Genomic DNA, 15771 nt, shown 5'->3' on the forward strand with positions numbered 1-15771 from the left:
TCCCGGTCCGGGCCCTTCGTCGATGCGTCGGCGCCTACGTCAGCGGGCGTGACGCCTCGTGCGCATGAGCACCACGAACCCGGCGATCAGCAGCACCGCTCCGCCCGCTGCGGGCCAGAGCGAGGTGCCGGTCTCGGCGAGGTCGCCGCCGACCGCCTGCGCGCGCGCACCGCCCGTGAGGGAGTCGGTGTCGCTCGTCGGGGGCTGGGTCTGCGCCGGGGTGCCGATGACCTCCGCCTCGTCGTCGCCCGCGTCGTTCCCGGCGTCCGGCCGGCCGCTGGACTTCGGCTCCACCGTGGCGGACCCGGTCGGCTCGTCGTCCTGCCCGGTGCCGGGGTTGGCGTCGTCCCCGTTGCCGGCGCCGCCCTCACCACCGTCGTCGTTCTTGCCGCCGTCGGCCTGGCCGCCGTCGTCGTTCTTGCCGTCGTCGGGCCGGCCGGTCCCCGGGGCGTCGGTCGTGGGGGCCTGCGTGGCGGGCGGCTCCGTCTGGTCGTCGCCCTTGCCGCCGCCGTTCCCGCCGTCGCCGCCGCCGTTGTCGGCCGGCGGGGTGCTGGGAGCCTGGGTCGGCTCCTCCTGGTCACCGCCGCCGTTGCCACCGCCGCCATTGCCACCGTCGCCGCCGGCGCCGACACCGCAGGTGCGGCCCGCGTTGATGCAGTCGACCATCTCGCTCATCAGCTTCTCGTCGAAGACGTTGATGAAGTCGCCGTGGTCGGTGACGGGCTTGTGCAGCTGCTCCGGGAAGGAGTCCACGGCGAACAGCGGGGTGGTCCTGCCGCCGTCCTGGAGGCTGGGCGCGTCGACGTCGTACACGATCCGCTGCACGAGCTGCGGGATGGCCTTGAAGCCGTTCGCGCAGCTGCCGTCGGCCGCGGCGAACGCCACGTGGGTACGGTGGTTGGCGCTGTCGATGTTCTGGCCGTCCCAGCAGCTCTGGAACTTGAAGGTGCGCACCACGTCACTGCCCTTCGGGCACAGCGGGTACTTGTCCTTCAGCTGCCGGTCCTCGAACCCGGTGCAGCTCCAGGAGGCGTTGGCGTTGGCCGGGCCGTTGACGAACGCCTTGGCGTCGCCGGTGATGATGCGCAGCAGGCGCGGCATCTCGGTGACCTTGCTCTGCGGGTTGCCCACGAAGTTCAGCGTCACCTCCTTGGCCCGGACGATCTCACCGGCGTTGCCCTCGATGCCGCCGCCGGGCTTGTCCGCGTCCCGCTCCTGCTTGCCGTTCTGCAGGCGCAGCACGGGCCAGTAGTACGTGGACTTGTCGCTCTGGTCCACGCAGCTGGTCTCGGCGTTGGCCAGGTCCTCGTCGCTCGCGAAGGCGGAGTTGGACTGGTTGCCGATGTAGTCGTGGAAGTGGTGGGCGCCGTTGGAGACGCCGGGGGCCACGATCACGTTGTCCGAGTTGAACAGCCCGTTCTCGTTGACGCCACAGCTGGTGGCGAAGGTGCCGCGGGAGCCGCCCTTGCGCACGGCCGGCTGGGAGACGTTGGGCTGGACGGACTTGATGTCCACGTAGTCCTCGGCGACGGGTCCGTTGCCGGCCTGACCGCCGTTGCCGTTCTGGCCGTTGCCGCCGTTCCCGGCGTTCTCGTCACCGCCGCCGCCCTGCTGGCCGCCCTGTCCGGCGTCGCCCTGGCCGTCGCCCGGGTTCTGGGCGCCGTCGCTCGCCTGGTCGGCCGGGGCGCTGCTCTCGGGGGCGCGCAGGGTGCAGGCGGCGAGGGCGTCCAGGCCCTCGGGCCGGTCGCCCTGGCGGTCCACCGCGATGGCGATCCGCTCGATCGTCGCGGCGCGCTTCTCCTTCAGCGGGTTCATGATCGCGTTGTCGGCGAAGGCCGCGTCCTGCTCGATGGCCTGCCCGGCGTTCATCAGCCGCTGGTAGGCGTCGGCGATCTGCTGGTCCAGGAGGGCGAGTTCCTTGGCGACGTCCTCCTTCGCCCCCTCCGGCACATTCGTCAGCTTGGTGCCGACGTCCGGGCAGTCGATCGTGCCGGCCGGGGTGGACAGCGTCTGGGCGGGGTCGGTCCCGCCCTCCTCGGTGGCCGAGGCATAGACATTGGCCGCGACGAGGCCGCCACCACCCAACATCAGCGCGACCGCTGCAAAGGTCGCGCGCCGTGCGCCCGTGGGGCGTCTCCGCGTGCTGCGTCCCAAGGAATTACTCCATCGCCTCGTGGTCGGTCAGGGCATGAAAATCCCCCTGCTGTCATACGGAGGCGGTCCCAGGTGTGTTCAACCGCATCGGAAATTCTCACAAGTTTCTCAGTGCCCGGCGGTTTGAAACGCTCTGGCCTGCGTCAACGCGGGTGGATGGAGCGGGAGTCGGTCAGGGCACGAGACCCGCGGCGAGCGTGGCGCCCAGCTCCCAGCACGCCTCGATGTCGCTCTTCGCGGGTTCGCCCGTCACCGTCACCGGCTGCGCCGCGGGCTGCCAGCCGAGTCCGGTCGTGATGGCGGTGACGGCCCGCAGGGCGCCGGTGACGTCACTGCCCCCGTGCACGTAGTGCCCGAACGGGCGGCCCCGGGTGGCGTCGAGGCACGGGTAGTAGATCTGGTCGAAGAAGTGCTTCAGGGCACCGGAGATGTAACCGAGGTTGGCCGGAGTGCCCAGGAGGTAGGCGTCCGCGGCGAGCACGTCGGAGGCGGTGGCGGACAGCGCCGGGCGGCGTACGACGTCGACGCCCTCGATCTCGGGCGCGGTGGCACCGGAGACGACGGCTTCCAGCAGGGCCTGGCAGTTGGGCGACGGCGTGTGATGCACGATCAGCAAGGTGGGCACGACCGCACCCTGCCCCCGGGGGGCCGGTCCGCGCAAGCGCCACGCCCGGTGCCGGGCGGCCCTCAGCCGTCGGCGACGCTCACGCGCGCGATCGCGGAGGACAGCTCCGCCCGCAGTCCGGCGGGCAGGGGCGCGCCGCCCTGGGCGGACGCGACGAGATCCTCGGCGAGGGTGCCCGGCTCGGTGCCGGCCCCCTCGGCGGCCGAGGCGAGCACCGCCCAGGCGTCCTGGGGGCCCAGGCCGTAGTAGGCCATGAGGACGCCCCGGGCGAGGTCGACGGTGGGCCGGGTGCGCATGGCCTGCCGCAGCTGGGCGAGTTCGGTCCGCAGGTCGTGGTCGGTCACGTCCGGCGCCTCCCCGTGCTGGGGCTGCCGGGCGGCCGTGCCGGGGCCGGCCGGGGCGGGGCCGGTGAACAGGTCCCGGGTGCCGGTCAGCATGAGCAGCCGGTCGACCATGGCGCTGCTGCCGTGGAGCGCGACGGTCTTGCCGTCGGCCAGGGCTCGCCCGCGCACCGCCAGGAGGATGTTGAGCGCGGCGCAGTCGCAGAACGTGACGCCCCGCAGATCGAGATCGACGCCGCGGACCGAACGGTGCAGGGCGTCGCGGAGAATCCGCTGGAACCGGTCCGCCGCATCCAGATCCAGCTCCCCGCGGACGACCACCTTCATGCGGTCGCCCTCCGGGCACAGGGCCGCGACCAGCGGAATCGGCTCCACCACCGGCGTACCGGCGATCTCCGCATCCGTGGCGTCGCCTACGGCAGAAATGTGTACCGACGCGAGCTCGGGCATGTCCGCCTCTCCCTCAGGTCTCCCCGTCTCCCGTACAGCTTGAACCCGAACCGCAGTACACGTCAACTGATACATGAAACGCAGTACGTGTTTTTGTATACGTGAATACGAAGTCGTAAGGTAGGGCCATGGATGGAGTTCCTGAGCCGCACACCGGGTGGACGTTCCTCACCAATCACGCACGGGTGCTGGCCACGATCGCCGACAATCCGGATGTCCGCATCCGGCACATCGCGGCGCACTGCCGGCTCACCGAGCGCGCCGTCCAGAAGATCATCTCGGAGCTGGAGCGGGACGGCTACCTGTCCCACAAGCGCGAGGGGCGCACCAACACCTACCGGATCGAGTCGGGCAAGCTGCTGCGGCACCCCGCCGAGGCGGGGCTCCCGGTCGCGGCGCTGATCGGTCTGCTCATCCAGGACCACACGCAGCGCGAGACCGCGTCCGAGCAGCTGCGGGCGACGCGCTCGCCGATCCAGGTGGAGGGCTCGTCCGTCCGCGCCGAGGGCAGCTGACGGACCTCCCGGGAGCTCGCGGTCGCTCAGCGAAGGACGCGCAGGGCGCCCGGCAGGACCCGGACGGTGACCGGGAGAGTCGCGTCCACCTCGCCGTCCGCGCCGTAGGGCACGTCCCGGTCGGCGGCGATCCTTATCGCCTTGCCCCGCAGGATCTCCACCTCGGGGCGGCGCACGTGCGCGCCCGTCTTGAGCTCGTTCATCAGGGCGAAGAACAGCCGGCGCGGTGCCTGCCGGATCATCACGACGTCCAGCAGTCCGTCGTCGACGCGCGCGTCCGGCGCTATCCGGCGGCCGGAGCCGTAGTAGCCGGAGTTGGCGGCCACGACCGTGTAGCCGACGTGCAGGTGCTCGTGACCGTCGACGGTGACGCGGTAGCGGGCGGGGCGCCAGGTCGTGACGGCGCGCAGGCCGCCCGCGTAGTAGGAGGCGGCGCCGCGCAGCAGGGTGGAGGTGTTCGCGTGCCGGTTGGCCAGGGCGTCGACCCCGGCGTACACGCTGCCGAGGACGACCGTGCGCGGGTGGACGGCCGACTCGACCTCGATGGTGTCGACCGCGCGGGGCTCGTGGTCCAGCAGCACCCGGGCGAGCGCCGCCGGATCGGTCGGCAGGTCGAGGGCGCGTGCGAAGTCGTTGCCGCGGCCGGCGGGGACGAGCCCGAGCAGCGCGTCGGTGCCGCTGAGCGCGCCGCCGACACCGCCGGCCATGCCGTCGCCGCCCACGGCGAGCACCACCCGCCCGCGTGCCCCGGCGTCCCGGGCCAGTTCCTGGGCGTGCGCCAGGCTGCGGCTGTACAGGGTCTCCAGGCCGGCCCCGGCCTCCCGCAGCGGCCGGGCCACGTCCAGCAGCGCGGCAGCCGCGGCGGACCCGCCCGCCGTGGGGTTGACGATGGCGGTGAACTGTCGCATCGGTGTGCCTTTCGGGCCGGCGGTCAGGAGCCGCCAGAGGCGGGAGGTGGAGGGGAATGTACCGGGGTGGTGTGCGGGCGCGTCAGTCGAGGGGCAGCAGGACGCCCGGGTTGAGCAGGCCCGACGGGTCCAGCCGGCGCTTGACGGCGCGCAGCGCCTCGACGCCCAGGGCGCCCGCCTCGCGGACGTACCAGTCGCGGTGGTCCGTGCCCACGCCGTGGTGGTGGGTGATGGTGCCGCCGGCCGCGAGGATCGCGTCGTTGGCGGCGCGCTTGGCCCGGTCCCAGTGGGCCACGGGCTCGTCGCCCTGCGCCGAGACGACGGTGAAGTACAGGGAGGCGCCGTTCTCGTAGACGTGGGAGATGTGGCACATCACCAGGGGCGGGGTGCCGGCCTCGGTGAGCGTGCCGGTGAGGGCGTCGCGGACGGCGGCGTACAGGCCGGGCAGGGACGACCAGAAGGTGGCCGTCTCCAGCGTCTCGGCGAACGCGCCGGCGTCCAGCAGGGAGTCCCGCAGATAGGGGGCCGAGTAGCGGCCGTGCGCCCAGCGCCGGCCCGGTTCCTCGCCGAGGGGGGTGCCGCCGCAGGCGCGCAGGACGGCCGCGGCCCGTTCGCGCCGGTGGGCGGCCTCCTCCTCGGTGCCCTCGTAGCCGGCGATCGCGAGGCAGCCCGCGTCCTGTGGGAGGGAGCCGCCGATGGCGTCGGGCTGGGCGAGGCCCACCAGGGTCTCGGTCTCGTCGGACAGCCGCAGCACGGTCGGGCGCGGGCCGTCCTGCGCGAGGCGGCGGAGCGCGGCGGTGCCCTCCTCGAAGGAGGCGAACCGCCAGCCCTCGTACACGCGGGTCTCCGGGACGGGCCGGACGCGGACGGTCACGGAGGTGATGACGCCGAACGCGCCCTCCGAGCCGAGCAGGAGCTGGCGCAGGTCGGGGCCGGCGGCCGAGCGCGGGGCGCGGCCGGTGCCGAGGGTGCCCTCGGGGGTGGCGACGGTCAGGCCGAGCACCATCTCGTCGAAGCGGCCGTACCCGGCGGACGCCTGGCCGCTGGAGCGGGTGGCGGCGAATCCGCCGATGGTGGCCCACTCGTAGGACTGCGGGAAGTGGCCCAGGGTGAAGCCGTGTTCGGCGAGCAGCGCCTCGGCCTGCGGGGCGCGCAGGCCCGGTTGCAGGGTGGCGGTGCGGGAGACGGGGTCGAGGGCGAGCATCCGGTCCATGCGGCGCAGGTCCAGGGCGACGAAGGGGCGCCGGCGGGCGGGCGCGAGGCCGCCGACGACGGAGGTGCCGCCGCCGAACGGGACCACGATCAGGCCGTGTTCGGCGCAGGCGCGCAGGACCGCGACCACCTCGTCGTGATCGGCGGGCAGGACGACGGCGGCGGGGATGTCGGCGCCGACCTCGCCGTCGCGGATGCGCAGCAGGTCGGGGGTGGACTTGCCCCGGGTGTGGCGTACACGTGACTCGGCGTCGGTGCGGACGTGGTCCGCGCCGCCGGCCGCGGCCTCGAGGGCCTGGAGCGCGGCGGGTTCGAGGCCCGGCTCGGGTACGGCGATGTCCGCGAGGGCGACCGGCGCGGTGGTACGCGGCTTGACGCCGAGCAGGTCGCGCAGCAGCCCGGTCACGGTCTCGGGCAGGGGGGCCGCCTCGGCGGGGTCGCCCCAGCCACTCCACAGCATGTCCATCGACTGTCGTCCTCACCGTCGAGTCGGGCGATGCCGTGTCCCGGACGGCCTCGCAGGCGTTACACTGTGACACATGACGCCTATTCGTCACAACCACTCGGACGGTGACGCGGTGCTCGACGCGGTGCGGGACTGTGTCCTCGCCGTCGGAGTCCGCCGTACGACGATGACCGACGTGGCCCGCCGCGCCGGGGTCTCCCGGATGACGCTGTACCGGCGCTGGCCCGATGTGCGCTCGCTGGTCGGGGATCTGATGACCCGTGAGTGGGTCGCGGCCGCCACCGGCGCCATGCCCGAACGGCGGCCCGGGACGCTCACCCGCGACCTGATCGCCGACGGGCTGGTCGCCGGGGTGGCCGCGTTCCGCGCGCACCCGCTCTTCCACAAGATCCTCGACGTCGATCCGGAGCTGCTCCTGCCGTACATCCTCGACCGGCGCGGCGCGAGCCAGGAGGCGCTGCTCGCCCAGCTGACCGGCGTGCTGCGCGAGGGACACGCCGACGGGTCGGTGCGCCAGGGCCACGTCGATCGGCAGGCGCGGGCCCTGCTGCTGATCGTGCAGTCCTTCGCCCTGTCCCTGCGGACCATGACCGACGCGGACGACACCGAGCTGAACGGCGACGCCTTCCTGGCGGAGCTGCGCGGCATCATCGAGAGGACCCTGACGCCATGAGCACCGCCACTCCCCCGCCCCGCGGCGCGTCGCTGTCCGCCGCACGGCGCGCCCGCGAGCTCGCCGCGACCGTCGGCGGCCCGGCCGTCGACGTCCTGGTCGTCGGGCTCGGCGCCACCGGCGCGGGCGCCGCCCTGGACGCCGCCTCCCGCGGGCTCACGGTCGCCGCGATCGACGCGCACGACCTCGCCTTCGGCACCTCGCGCTTCAGCAGCAAGCTCATCCACGGCGGGCTGCGCTACCTCGCCTCCGCCCAGTTCGACGTCGCCCACGAGAGCGCGGTCGAGCGCGGGGTGCTGATGGAGCGCACGGCACCGCACCTGGTGCGGGCCCAGCCCTTCGTGCTGCCCCTGACCCCGCTGGTCTCGCGCGCCCAGTCCGCGCTGGCCTGGGCCGGCTTCCGGGCCGGCGACACACTGCGCCTCGCGGCGCGCACCGCCCGCGCCACCCTGCCCGCCCCGCGCCGCCTCTCCGCCGTCGAGACCCGGCACCTCGCCCCCGCCCTGCGCACCCAGGGCCTGCGCGGCGGGCTGCTGTCCTGGGACGGCCGGCTCACCGACGACGCCCGCCTGGTCACCGCCGTGGCCCGCACCGCCGCCGCGCACGGCGCCCGCGTGCTGACCCGGGTCCGGGCCCTGGAACTCGGCGCGTCCGGAGCCCGCGTCCGTGACGAACTGACCGGCGAGGAGGGCGAGATCAGAGCCCGCGTCGTCGTCAACGCCACCGGTGTCTGGGCCGGCGGACTGGTGGAGGGCATCCGCATCCGCCCGTCACGCGGCACGCACCTCGTGCTGCGCTCCGACCGGCTGGGCCCGCTGCCCGCGGGACTGCACGTGCCCGTCCCCGGGGAGACCAGCCGCTTCGTGCTGGTCCTGCCGCAGGGTGACGGCCGGGTCTACGTCGGCCTCACCGACGAACCCGTCGAGGGCCCCGTCCCCGAGGTCCCCGAGGTGCCGGAGACCGACATCGGCTTCCTGCTCGACGTGCTCGGCTCCGTCCTGGACGCGCCGGTCGGACGCGCGGACGTCGTCGGCGCCTTCGCCGGACTGCGCCCCCTGCTCGACACCACCGCCGAGGACGGCTCGGGGGCCGCCCGCACCGCCGACGTCTCCCGCCGGCACGCGGTCCTCACCTCGTCCGAGGGCGTGATCACGGTGGTCGGCGGCAAGCTCACCACGTACCGGCGGATGGCCGAGGACGCCGTCGACGCCGCCGTGGCCACCGGCCGGATCGGCGCGGGGCCCTCCCCCACCGCCTCGCTCCCGCTCGTCGGCGCCGCGTCGCCCGCCGCCCTCACGGCCGTCAGGGCCCCGCGCCGCCTCGTCCAGCGCTACGGCACCGAGGCCGCGGACGTCGCGGCGCTGGGCGCCCGCGACCCCCGGCTCGCCGAGCCGGTCCTTCCCGGCCACCCCGTCACGGCGGCCGAACTGCTGTGGGCGGTACGGCACGAAGGCGCCCTGGACGAGTCCGACCTGCTCGACCGGCGCACCCGCATCGGCCTGGTCCCGGCCGACCGGGCGGCCGCCCTGGACGCGGTGCGCGAGGCCCTGGGCGAGGAGGCTCCGGCGGGCGCCGGCGAGGGATGACCCCTGGCCGGGGAGGAGCCGTGAGGGGTCAGCGGCGGCGGAACCTCCACACATGGTTGTCCCGGTGGCCCTCCACACCGTCGGGCGACGTGTGCGGGCTGCGCACCGTCTCCCGTGTCACCACCGTCCACTCCCCCTCGGCGAGGGCCAGGTCGTCGTCGACGCTGTCCAGGGTCGGGAACTCCGCCTCGAAGGGCGGCTCGGTCTGCCAGGACGGCCAGCCCGCGTGCAGGACGATCAGCAGGGTGCCGCCGGGCGCCACGGCGTCGGCCGCCCGGCGCAGGACGCGGCGCTGGTCGAGCGGGACCGGCGACTGCAGGAACTGCGCGTCGACCAGATCGAACGTGCCGCCCGGGAACGTCTCCCCGAGGACGTGCCGCTCCCACACCGTACGGTCGGCCACCCCGGCGTCGGCGGCGTGCCCGGCGGCCCGCTCCAGCGCCGTACGGGAGATGTCGACACCGGTCACCCGCCAGCCGCGCGAGGCCAGCCACACCGCGTCGGCGCCCTCGCCGCATCCGAGGTCGAGCGCGGTGCCCGGGGCCAGCCCCTCGGTCTCGCGGACGAGGAGGGCGTTGGGGCGGCCGCTCCACAGCGGCCCGCCGTCGCGGTAGCGGGCCTCCCAGAACTCGGCGGCCTCCAGGGCGTTCGTGTCGGTCACGGGTGCCTCCCGGTGCGTAGGAAAGGGGCGCGGGCGCGCTCCTCAAGCCTGCGCGGGGGCATTCCCCGGCGACAAACACTGTTGCCGGATCGGCAAACGGCCGCGCTACGGGGCCTCCAGCCAGAAGCCGGCACGGGTCCGCCAGAGGTCCAGCAGGGCCGTGTCACCACCGGTCACCACGACCGGGGCGGGCCGCCGGTAGAAGTACAGGAGGAGGTCGGCCACCGGGCCGCGCGCGGTCGCCGCGGGCGTGCCGGAACCGGCCCGCAAGGCCGGGCGTTCGCCGCTGAGGTCGACGTGCCACACGCCCGCGTCGGGGGCCTCGAAGCGCATCGTGCGGCCGGGGCCGAGCAGGTCGGGCAGGTCCGGGCGGGGCGCGTACGCCTCGGGGAAGGTGGAGAACTCCAGCCACTCCTCCACCGCGTCGGCGGCGAGGCCGGCGTCCAGCGTGAACGACGCCCCGGTCGTCAGTGCCGCGTCGGCCCGGTGCACGGCCGTCTCGTACGCCATCCGCCGGGCCCAGAACCGTACGGGTGCCGGCCGGTCCGCGGACGGGTTCCACGCGAGGGCGTCGGGTCCCGCGGCGCGCAGGGTGGCGCTCAGGCGCGCCGCGCCCTCGGTGAGCCAGGGCAGCAGGGTGGACGTGTCCGCCAGCGGGTCGGCGCGGGGGTCGTCGACGAGGTCGTTCCCGACGGGGCCGGCGGCCCGGGTCCGGACGATCTCCTCGGCCCAGCGGTGGTCGCCGCCGACGTGCCGCAGCAGCTGCCCGAGGGTCCAGCCGGGGCAGGTGGGCACCGGGGCGGAGAGGTCGGCGCCGCGCACCTGGGCGGTGAGCAGTTCGGTCTGCGTGACGATCGCGTCGCGGTGGTGCTCGAAGGCGGGCGGAGTCATCGCCTCATGATGCCGCAGGGCCGCCCGTCCGAGGGCTCGACTACTGTGAGGCGGCTGATCGAGAGCGGTGGGGAGAGACCATGCGGGTGGGGACGGAACGGATGCGGCGCGCGGTGGCCTGCGCGGCCGTGCTGGGCGCGGTGCTGACGGGGTGTTCGGGTGCTTCCGGCGAGGAGCCGGAGGACGGCCGCGCGAGCGCGTCGGCCGAGGCGGCCGGAGACGGGCCGGAGGCGGCGAAGAGCGGGGGGAGCGTCGGCGCCGCCGGGTCGGCCTGCGAGCTCCCGGTGACCTTCGACATCGCCGCGTCCTGGAAGCCGAAGGCCGTCGACACGAAGCCCGCCGGGGGCGACGACGAGCTGGCCCGGGAGCTGGCCGACGCCCTGCTGCACCAGGGCCCGGTCACCGCGGCCTGCGAGATCGACGCCAAGCCGGCCGGCGCCATCGGCTTCCTGCGCGTCTGGACGGGCGAGCCCGGCGACGCCGACGCGCGCTCCGTGCTGAAGGAGTTCGTCGCGGCGGAGGAGGGCGCCGGGAAGGCGACATACCGCACCTTCGAGGCGGCGGACGGCGTCACGGGCGCCGAGGTGACGTACCAGTACACGAGCAAGGCCCTGGAGGAGACGAAGGAGGAGCGGGCGCTGGCCGTGACCACGAAGCGCGGCCCGGTCGTCCTCCACCTCGGCGGACTGGACACGGAGGAGCACCGGGCGATGCTGCCGGCCTACGAGCTGGCCAAGCGGACCCTGCGCGTCGGCTGACGGCCGCGCGCCCCGCGCCCGTTCAGCCGACGCCCGTGAGGAAGCGGTCGAGGACGGCGGTCAGTTCGGCCGGCTTCTCCACGGGCAGCTCGTGCCCGGCGTCCAGGACCCGGACCACCGCGTCCGGGTACGCCGTGGCCAGGCGCAGCATCGGGCCGATCGGCAGCTGGACGTCGTGGTAGCCGTGCACGATCAGGGTCGGCGCCTGGATCGCGCCGAGCCGGTCGGAGACGTCGAAGGCCCGCATGGCGCCGTACAGCGTCATGACGACCTCGCGGGGCGTGCCGGCGGAGGCGCGGATGTGGGCGCGGACCTCCTCGCGCGGGTGGCCGGGGGCGAAGGCGCGCTGGATGTTCGCCGCGACGAACAGCTTGAACGGCACGAGCGTCGAGGCCGCCATCAGCAGGGCCCGGCCGCGGCTGTAGGCCATCTTGCCGATGGAGTTGACCAGCACCAGGCGCTCCACCCGCTCCGGGTGCGACAGCGCGATGGTCTGGGCGATCATGCCGCCCATCGAGTGGCCGACGATCACGAACCGCTCGATCTTCAGCTGGTCCAGGAGGGCGAGGACGTCGGCGGCGAGGTCGTCGATGCGGCGCACGCCCGCCCCGGTGCTCTCGCCGTGCCCGCGCAGGTCGAGCCGCACGACCCGGCGCGTCCGGGAGAAGTGGGCCGTCTGGTGGTCCCAGCGGTGCCGGTTCGCCGTCCAGCCGTGCACGAACACCAGGGGCACACCCTCGCCGTCGCGGGGGCCCTCGTCGTCGTACGTCAGGGTGGCGCCGTCGACTTCGAGCTGCGGCATGGAGGGCCTCCTGGGAGCGAGCCGGTTACTGACCGGTACGGTATCCGGCCGTGCGGCCCGCCGTCACCGGCGTTCCCCGAGGAAGTCGAGGATGTGACCGAACACGTCGAGGGCCGCTCCCCGGCCGAGGAACGTGTCCAGGTGCCCGTAGCCCGGGATCTCGGTGTAGCGCACGTCCAGTCGGGGCTGACGGCGGGCCAGCACGTCGTGGCACAGCTTCTGCGAGTCGAGCCACAGCCCGTTCTCGCTGCCGGACAGCAGCAGCACGGGGGTGTCGATACGGCCGGCGGCGTCCAAGGCGTTCTCCGGCAGGGCCCGGTAGCGGTGGTCGGTGTCGTGCCAGCGGACGACCGTACGGGCCAGTTCGATCCGGCGCAGATGCGGCAGGATCCACAGCGGGGCGGGGCCCAGGAGTTCGGCCAGCCGGTCGTGGGTGGCGGCGGACAGGTGCTCGTGGACGAACAGGGAGGCGCCGGTCCCCCAGGCCGAGTGGTGCAGGATCTGGCAGGTCGGGTCGGGGCAGTCCGCGCCGCGCGAGGCCAGCGCGAACAGCGGGGTGTACTTCGACCACAGGCCGACCGTGCGGAAGTCGACCGGGATGTGGTCGACGCGGGACCTCAGCAGCTCGCCCGCCAAGGTCATGCGCAGCGAGGTGCGGCCCGCGAGCTTCGGCGTGAGGAAGACCCCCTGGGACACCACCCCGGCCAGCCCCGGGACCAGGCCCGCCGTCATGCTCAGCGACAGCGTGAGGGAGCCGATGCAGTGGGCGACCACGAACAGCGGCCGGTCCCCGATCCGCGCCCGGACGTGGGAGATGGCGGCCGGGATGTCGTGCAGCGCCACGTCGTCGTACGTGTAGCGCCCGCCGGTCTCGTTGTAGGGCAGCCGGCAACTGCCCCGCCAGTCCAGCAGCCAGGGCTCGTAGCCGTCGTCCAGCAGCACGTCGACCAGGTTGCGCGTCTCCGGCAGCAGGAACATGTCGGCGGACGCGGTGTGCCCGTGCAGCAGCAGCACGGCGGGCCGGCCCTGCTCGCCGGGGTCCACGCGGGTCAGGCCGAGGCGCACCCCGTCGCCCGCGCGCAGCGGGATCTCCTCGACGGCGGCCGGGTCGAGGCGGTGCCGCAGGGGCCGGGGCGTCACCGTGCCGCGGACCCTGCGCAGGGCCGGCCGGGTCGTACGGGGGGCGGGGGTCCGGAAGATCATCGGTGGTTCTCCGTGAGGTTCGGGGTGCGGCGCAGGTCGAGCAGGTCCGCGGCGGCCCGGGCGAAGGGCCCGGCCAGGCCCCGGCCCATCTCCAGCCCGAACCAGGCCAGCCAGGTCAGCTTGGCGGCGCGTTTCTCCCGGCCGGTCAGGCGCGGGTCCACCCGGATGCCGTCGATCTGGTCGCGGACGTAGGTGTCGGCGGGGACGACGACCTCGCCCGCGAGGCTCGCCGGTCCGCCCTCGCGGCCCAGTTCCACCGTGAGGGTCCGGGTCTGCCGCCACAGGTCGCGGCGCGCGCGGGCGTACTTGTGCCCCTCCAGCCACCAGCGGCCCCCGTCGGCGTCGGTCAGCTCCAGGCGGTAGTGCAGCAGCGGGTGGCGCAGGCCGTGGCGGTGCGGGATGCCCTCCTCGGGGCGGACCCGGACGTCACCGCGGGCCACGGTGAGCGGTGCCGGGTGCGCGGCCGGGCAGACGACCTCGCCGCGGACGTCGACGCGCCGCTCCGTCACCAGCTGGTGCATGCTCGCCACGGACAGGGTCAGGGCCATCGAGCAGGGGCCGTCGGGGGCGGCCCCCACCGGGCCGACGCCGCCCTCGGTGGTCTCGGAGAACCACAGGTACGGCTGGTCGTCCTTGTGCGGCAGGCGGGCCAGGCCGTCCCCGGCGAGGCGTTCGAACGTCTTCAGCTGCGCCCGGGCGTCGTAGCGGGCGGCGGGCGGCAGGCCGAGCGCCGCGACGAGCGCGTCGGTGCGGTCGGCCGTGGCCGCGGGGCCCGTCAGGGTCGCCTCGCACAGCTTCAGGGCGGTCGGGCTGCGCAGCACCCGGGTCAGGAAGCCGAGTTCGGGGACGGGCTCGGCCTCCAGACGGGCGAGCGTGTCGGCGCGCCACTCCTCCCAGTCGTGCACGCGCACGTGCATCCCGCCGAAGGCCATGTCCCGTACGACGTCGTCGAGCGTGTTGGGGACGCCGGTGAGGTGGTAGTCGAAGCCCCAGGCGTCCGGTTCGCAGATCGCGGCGACCGCGACCCGGCTCACCCAGTCGACCGGGGCGGCGTTGAGGTGCCGGAAGGCGGGGACCGTGCGGTACCGGGCGAACGCCGACAGCAGGCCGCTGCTGAGGTCCTGGGCGTTGTAGGCGCCGGTCTTCGTGTGCCCGCCGATCCCGCCGGGCCGCAGGGCCGTGACGACCAGACCGTGGTCGCGGGCGCGGCGCAGGGCGACCTCGGCGGCCCACTTGGACTGGTCGTAGCCGGCGACGAGGCGGTCGATGTGCGCGAGCGGGTCGTCCTCGCCCATGGAGGGGATGCCGACCTCGTTGAAGACGGCGACGGACGAGATGTGGTGCAGCGGCTTGGGGCGGCCGGTCGCGGCGAGTTCGGCCAGCGTGAGCGCGCCGAGCACATTGCCGGCGCGCAGCGACGGATAGCCGCGCAGGAAGTCCACGGCGGCGGCGACCGAGACGACACTGTCCAGTTCCCCGGCGAGGCGGTCCCAGAGATCGCCGGACAGGCCCAGGCGGGGTTCACGGATGTCACCCGGGAGGACGGTGACACGCCGGCGGACCTCCGACGACCAGGGCAGCGCGTACTTCGTGAGGGCATCGCCGAGCCGGGCCAGGGCGGCCTCCTCGTCGGCGGCGCGGACCAGGCAGTACACATGGGCATCGCTGTGCCGCAGCAGGTCCAGGAGCATATGGCTGCCCAGGAAGCCGGTGGCGCCGGTCAGCAGGACCCGGCGGGGCGGGGCGGGTTCGGGCGATCCGACGAACGGCAGACGGTCGGCCAGGGAGAGGTCGGCGAGGATCTGCGCCAGGTCCTCGGGGCGAGCCACCGCGTCGGAGGGAGCGGCGGGGGGCGGTGCGGGGAGGGCGGGTGCGGGAGTCCCGGCCTCGGTGGGCGCCTGTGCGGCGGGCTGTTCCACGGCGGCTGGAACCCCGTTGGCCGCGATCGCGCGCCGGACCAGGCTCGCGGGCCGCGCGTCCGCGAACACCTCGTCCAGGTCGATCGTCAGGCTGAGGTCCGCCTCCAGCGCGGCGACCAGTTCGACCGCGTGCACGGAGGTGCCGCCGGCGTCGAAGAAGTCCGCGTCGGGCGGCAGATGCCCGGCGGGTACGTAACGGCCCGCGAGGGCGGCGACGGCGGAGACGAGGGCGGCCTCGTCGTGCGGGGCGGGGGTGGGCTCGTGGTGGGGGTCGGGGGCGGGCTCGTCGCGGAGTTCGGGGGCGGGGTCGTCGCAGGGCGCGGCGGCAGCGAGCGCCACCGACTGCAAGGGTTCGGGGGAGGCAGGGGTCGTCACCGGCTGTGGGGGCTCGGTCCCGTCGGGCGCCACCGGCCGCGGGGGCTCCGCCTCCGGCGGTGCGGCGCCGGGCGCGATCCTGGCCAGCAGGTCGGTCACCGAGAGGCCGATGCCGCCCCGCTCGATCGCCTCGGCGGTCGCCCGCTGGTCGGCGGGTGCCGGCCCGTTCTCGTTCACCTCACGCATGGAAGCCCTTCACGTCGCTTTGCGTCTATGTCGATGGCAGCCGCCG

14 protein-coding genes are annotated in these 15771 nt (G+C 74.6%); 4 read left to right on the top strand and 10 right to left on the bottom strand.

Going from position 1 to position 15771, the window contains the following annotated elements:
* Positions 1-39 precede the first annotated feature (39 nt).
* The 3 genes from ACFV46_RS27400 to ACFV46_RS27410 form a co-directional block, all read right to left on the bottom strand.
* Positions 40-2088, bottom strand: a complete 2049-nt coding sequence (locus tag ACFV46_RS27400) for a DUF1996 domain-containing protein (RefSeq protein ID WP_385500164.1) — start codon at positions 2086-2088, stop codon at positions 40-42.
* Between the two features lie 238 nt (positions 2089-2326).
* Complete coding sequence (locus ACFV46_RS27405; RefSeq protein WP_361934976.1) at positions 2327-2779, bottom strand: NAD(P)H-dependent oxidoreductase; 453 nt, start codon at positions 2777-2779, stop codon at positions 2327-2329.
* A gap of 62 nt (positions 2780-2841) precedes the next feature.
* On the bottom strand, positions 2842-3570 hold the full coding sequence (locus ACFV46_RS27410) for an STAS domain-containing protein (protein WP_385500165.1): 729 nt from the start codon (positions 3568-3570) through the stop codon (positions 2842-2844).
* Between the two features lie 128 nt (positions 3571-3698).
* Between ACFV46_RS27410 and ACFV46_RS27415 the strand changes: the two genes are divergently transcribed.
* A complete protein-coding gene (locus ACFV46_RS27415) occupies positions 3699-4085 on the top strand; it encodes a helix-turn-helix transcriptional regulator (protein ID WP_385500166.1) in 387 nt (128 codons plus the stop codon).
* Between the two features lie 26 nt (positions 4086-4111).
* Here the strand turns inward: ACFV46_RS27415 and ACFV46_RS27420 are convergent, their stop codons facing one another.
* Together ACFV46_RS27420 and ACFV46_RS27425 are read right to left on the bottom strand one after the other, a co-directional pair.
* The gene (locus ACFV46_RS27420; protein ID WP_385500167.1) at positions 4112-4993 is read right to left on the bottom strand and encodes a YegS/Rv2252/BmrU family lipid kinase; all 882 of its coding nucleotides are present in this window, start codon (positions 4991-4993) and stop codon (positions 4112-4114) included.
* 82 nt (positions 4994-5075) lie between these two features.
* The gene (locus ACFV46_RS27425) at positions 5076-6671 is read right to left on the bottom strand and encodes an FAD-binding oxidoreductase (protein ID WP_385500168.1); all 1596 of its coding nucleotides are present in this window, start codon (positions 6669-6671) and stop codon (positions 5076-5078) included.
* A 73-nt stretch (positions 6672-6744) separates the two neighbouring features.
* On the opposite strand from ACFV46_RS27425, the gene ACFV46_RS27430 reads away from it, so the two are divergent.
* Together ACFV46_RS27430 and ACFV46_RS27435 are read left to right on the top strand one after the other, a co-directional pair.
* The gene (locus ACFV46_RS27430) at positions 6745-7344 is read left to right on the top strand and encodes a TetR/AcrR family transcriptional regulator (RefSeq protein WP_376728101.1); all 600 of its coding nucleotides are present in this window, start codon (positions 6745-6747) and stop codon (positions 7342-7344) included.
* The gene (locus ACFV46_RS27435; RefSeq protein WP_385500169.1) at positions 7341-8930 is read left to right on the top strand and encodes a glycerol-3-phosphate dehydrogenase/oxidase; all 1590 of its coding nucleotides are present in this window, start codon (positions 7341-7343) and stop codon (positions 8928-8930) included. Before ACFV46_RS27430 ends, ACFV46_RS27435 begins: the two co-directional genes overlap by 4 nt.
* Before the next feature lie 28 nt (positions 8931-8958).
* Here the strand turns inward: ACFV46_RS27435 and ACFV46_RS27440 are convergent, their stop codons facing one another.
* On the bottom strand, positions 8959-9591 hold the full coding sequence (locus tag ACFV46_RS27440; RefSeq protein ID WP_385500170.1) for a class I SAM-dependent methyltransferase: 633 nt from the start codon (positions 9589-9591) through the stop codon (positions 8959-8961).
* A gap of 105 nt (positions 9592-9696) precedes the next feature.
* Positions 9697-10482: a maleylpyruvate isomerase family mycothiol-dependent enzyme gene (locus ACFV46_RS27445; protein WP_385500172.1), complete on the bottom strand. Its 786-nt coding sequence runs from the start codon at positions 10480-10482 to the stop codon at positions 9697-9699.
* 80 nt (positions 10483-10562) lie between these two features.
* Between ACFV46_RS27445 and ACFV46_RS27450 the strand changes: the two genes are divergently transcribed.
* Positions 10563-11240: a lipoprotein gene (locus ACFV46_RS27450; protein WP_385500173.1), complete on the top strand. Its 678-nt coding sequence runs from the start codon at positions 10563-10565 to the stop codon at positions 11238-11240.
* A 22-nt stretch (positions 11241-11262) separates the two neighbouring features.
* On the opposite strand, the gene ACFV46_RS27455 is transcribed toward ACFV46_RS27450, so the two are convergent.
* The 3 genes from ACFV46_RS27455 to ACFV46_RS27465 all read right to left on the bottom strand — a co-directional run bounded on the left by ACFV46_RS27455 (position 11263) and on the right by ACFV46_RS27465 (position 15725).
* Complete coding sequence (locus tag ACFV46_RS27455; RefSeq protein ID WP_361935006.1) at positions 11263-12042, bottom strand: alpha/beta hydrolase; 780 nt, start codon at positions 12040-12042, stop codon at positions 11263-11265.
* A 63-nt stretch (positions 12043-12105) separates the two neighbouring features.
* Positions 12106-13245 carry an alpha/beta hydrolase gene (locus tag ACFV46_RS27460; RefSeq protein WP_385500174.1) on the bottom strand — a complete coding sequence of 380 codons (1140 nt, stop codon included), beginning with the start codon at positions 13243-13245 and terminating at the stop codon, positions 12106-12108.
* Positions 13242-15725, bottom strand: a complete 2484-nt coding sequence (locus ACFV46_RS27465; RefSeq protein WP_385500175.1) for a thioester reductase domain-containing protein — start codon at positions 15723-15725, stop codon at positions 13242-13244. Before ACFV46_RS27465 ends, ACFV46_RS27460 begins: the two co-directional genes overlap by 4 nt.
* Between the last annotated feature and the right edge of the window lie 46 nt (positions 15726-15771).

Source organism: Streptomyces sp. NPDC059852 (genome assembly GCF_042731455.1).
GTDB lineage: Bacteria > Actinomycetota > Actinomycetes > Streptomycetales > Streptomycetaceae > Streptomyces.

What these genes read in the sequence shown, in the direction of transcription:
- ACFV46_RS27430 (WP_376728101.1), top strand. Translation starts at nt 6,745, where the DNA reads ATGACGCCTATTCGTCACAACCACTCGGACGGTGACGCGGTGCTCGAC.
- ACFV46_RS27415 (WP_385500166.1), top strand. Translation starts at nt 3,699, where the DNA reads ATGGATGGAGTTCCTGAGCCGCACACCGGGTGGACGTTCCTCACCAAT.
- ACFV46_RS27400 (WP_385500164.1), bottom strand. Translation starts at nt 2,088, where the DNA reads ATGTTGGGTGGTGGCGGCCTCGTCGCGGCCAATGTCTATGCCTCGGCC.
- ACFV46_RS27425 (WP_385500168.1), bottom strand. Translation starts at nt 6,671, where the DNA reads ATGGACATGCTGTGGAGTGGCTGGGGCGACCCCGCCGAGGCGGCCCCC.
- ACFV46_RS27460 (WP_385500174.1), bottom strand. Translation starts at nt 13,245, where the DNA reads ATGATCTTCCGGACCCCCGCCCCCCGTACGACCCGGCCGGCCCTGCGC.
- ACFV46_RS27420 (WP_385500167.1), bottom strand. Translation starts at nt 4,993, where the DNA reads ATGCGACAGTTCACCGCCATCGTCAACCCCACGGCGGGCGGGTCCGCC.
- ACFV46_RS27435 (WP_385500169.1), top strand. Translation starts at nt 7,341, where the DNA reads ATGAGCACCGCCACTCCCCCGCCCCGCGGCGCGTCGCTGTCCGCCGCA.
- ACFV46_RS27465 (WP_385500175.1), bottom strand. Translation starts at nt 15,725, where the DNA reads ATGCGTGAGGTGAACGAGAACGGGCCGGCACCCGCCGACCAGCGGGCG.
- ACFV46_RS27410 (WP_385500165.1), bottom strand. Translation starts at nt 3,570, where the DNA reads ATGCCCGAGCTCGCGTCGGTACACATTTCTGCCGTAGGCGACGCCACG.
- ACFV46_RS27445 (WP_385500172.1), bottom strand. Translation starts at nt 10,482, where the DNA reads ATGACTCCGCCCGCCTTCGAGCACCACCGCGACGCGATCGTCACGCAG.
- ACFV46_RS27455 (WP_361935006.1), bottom strand. Translation starts at nt 12,042, where the DNA reads ATGCCGCAGCTCGAAGTCGACGGCGCCACCCTGACGTACGACGACGAG.
- ACFV46_RS27450 (WP_385500173.1), top strand. Translation starts at nt 10,563, where the DNA reads ATGCGGGTGGGGACGGAACGGATGCGGCGCGCGGTGGCCTGCGCGGCC.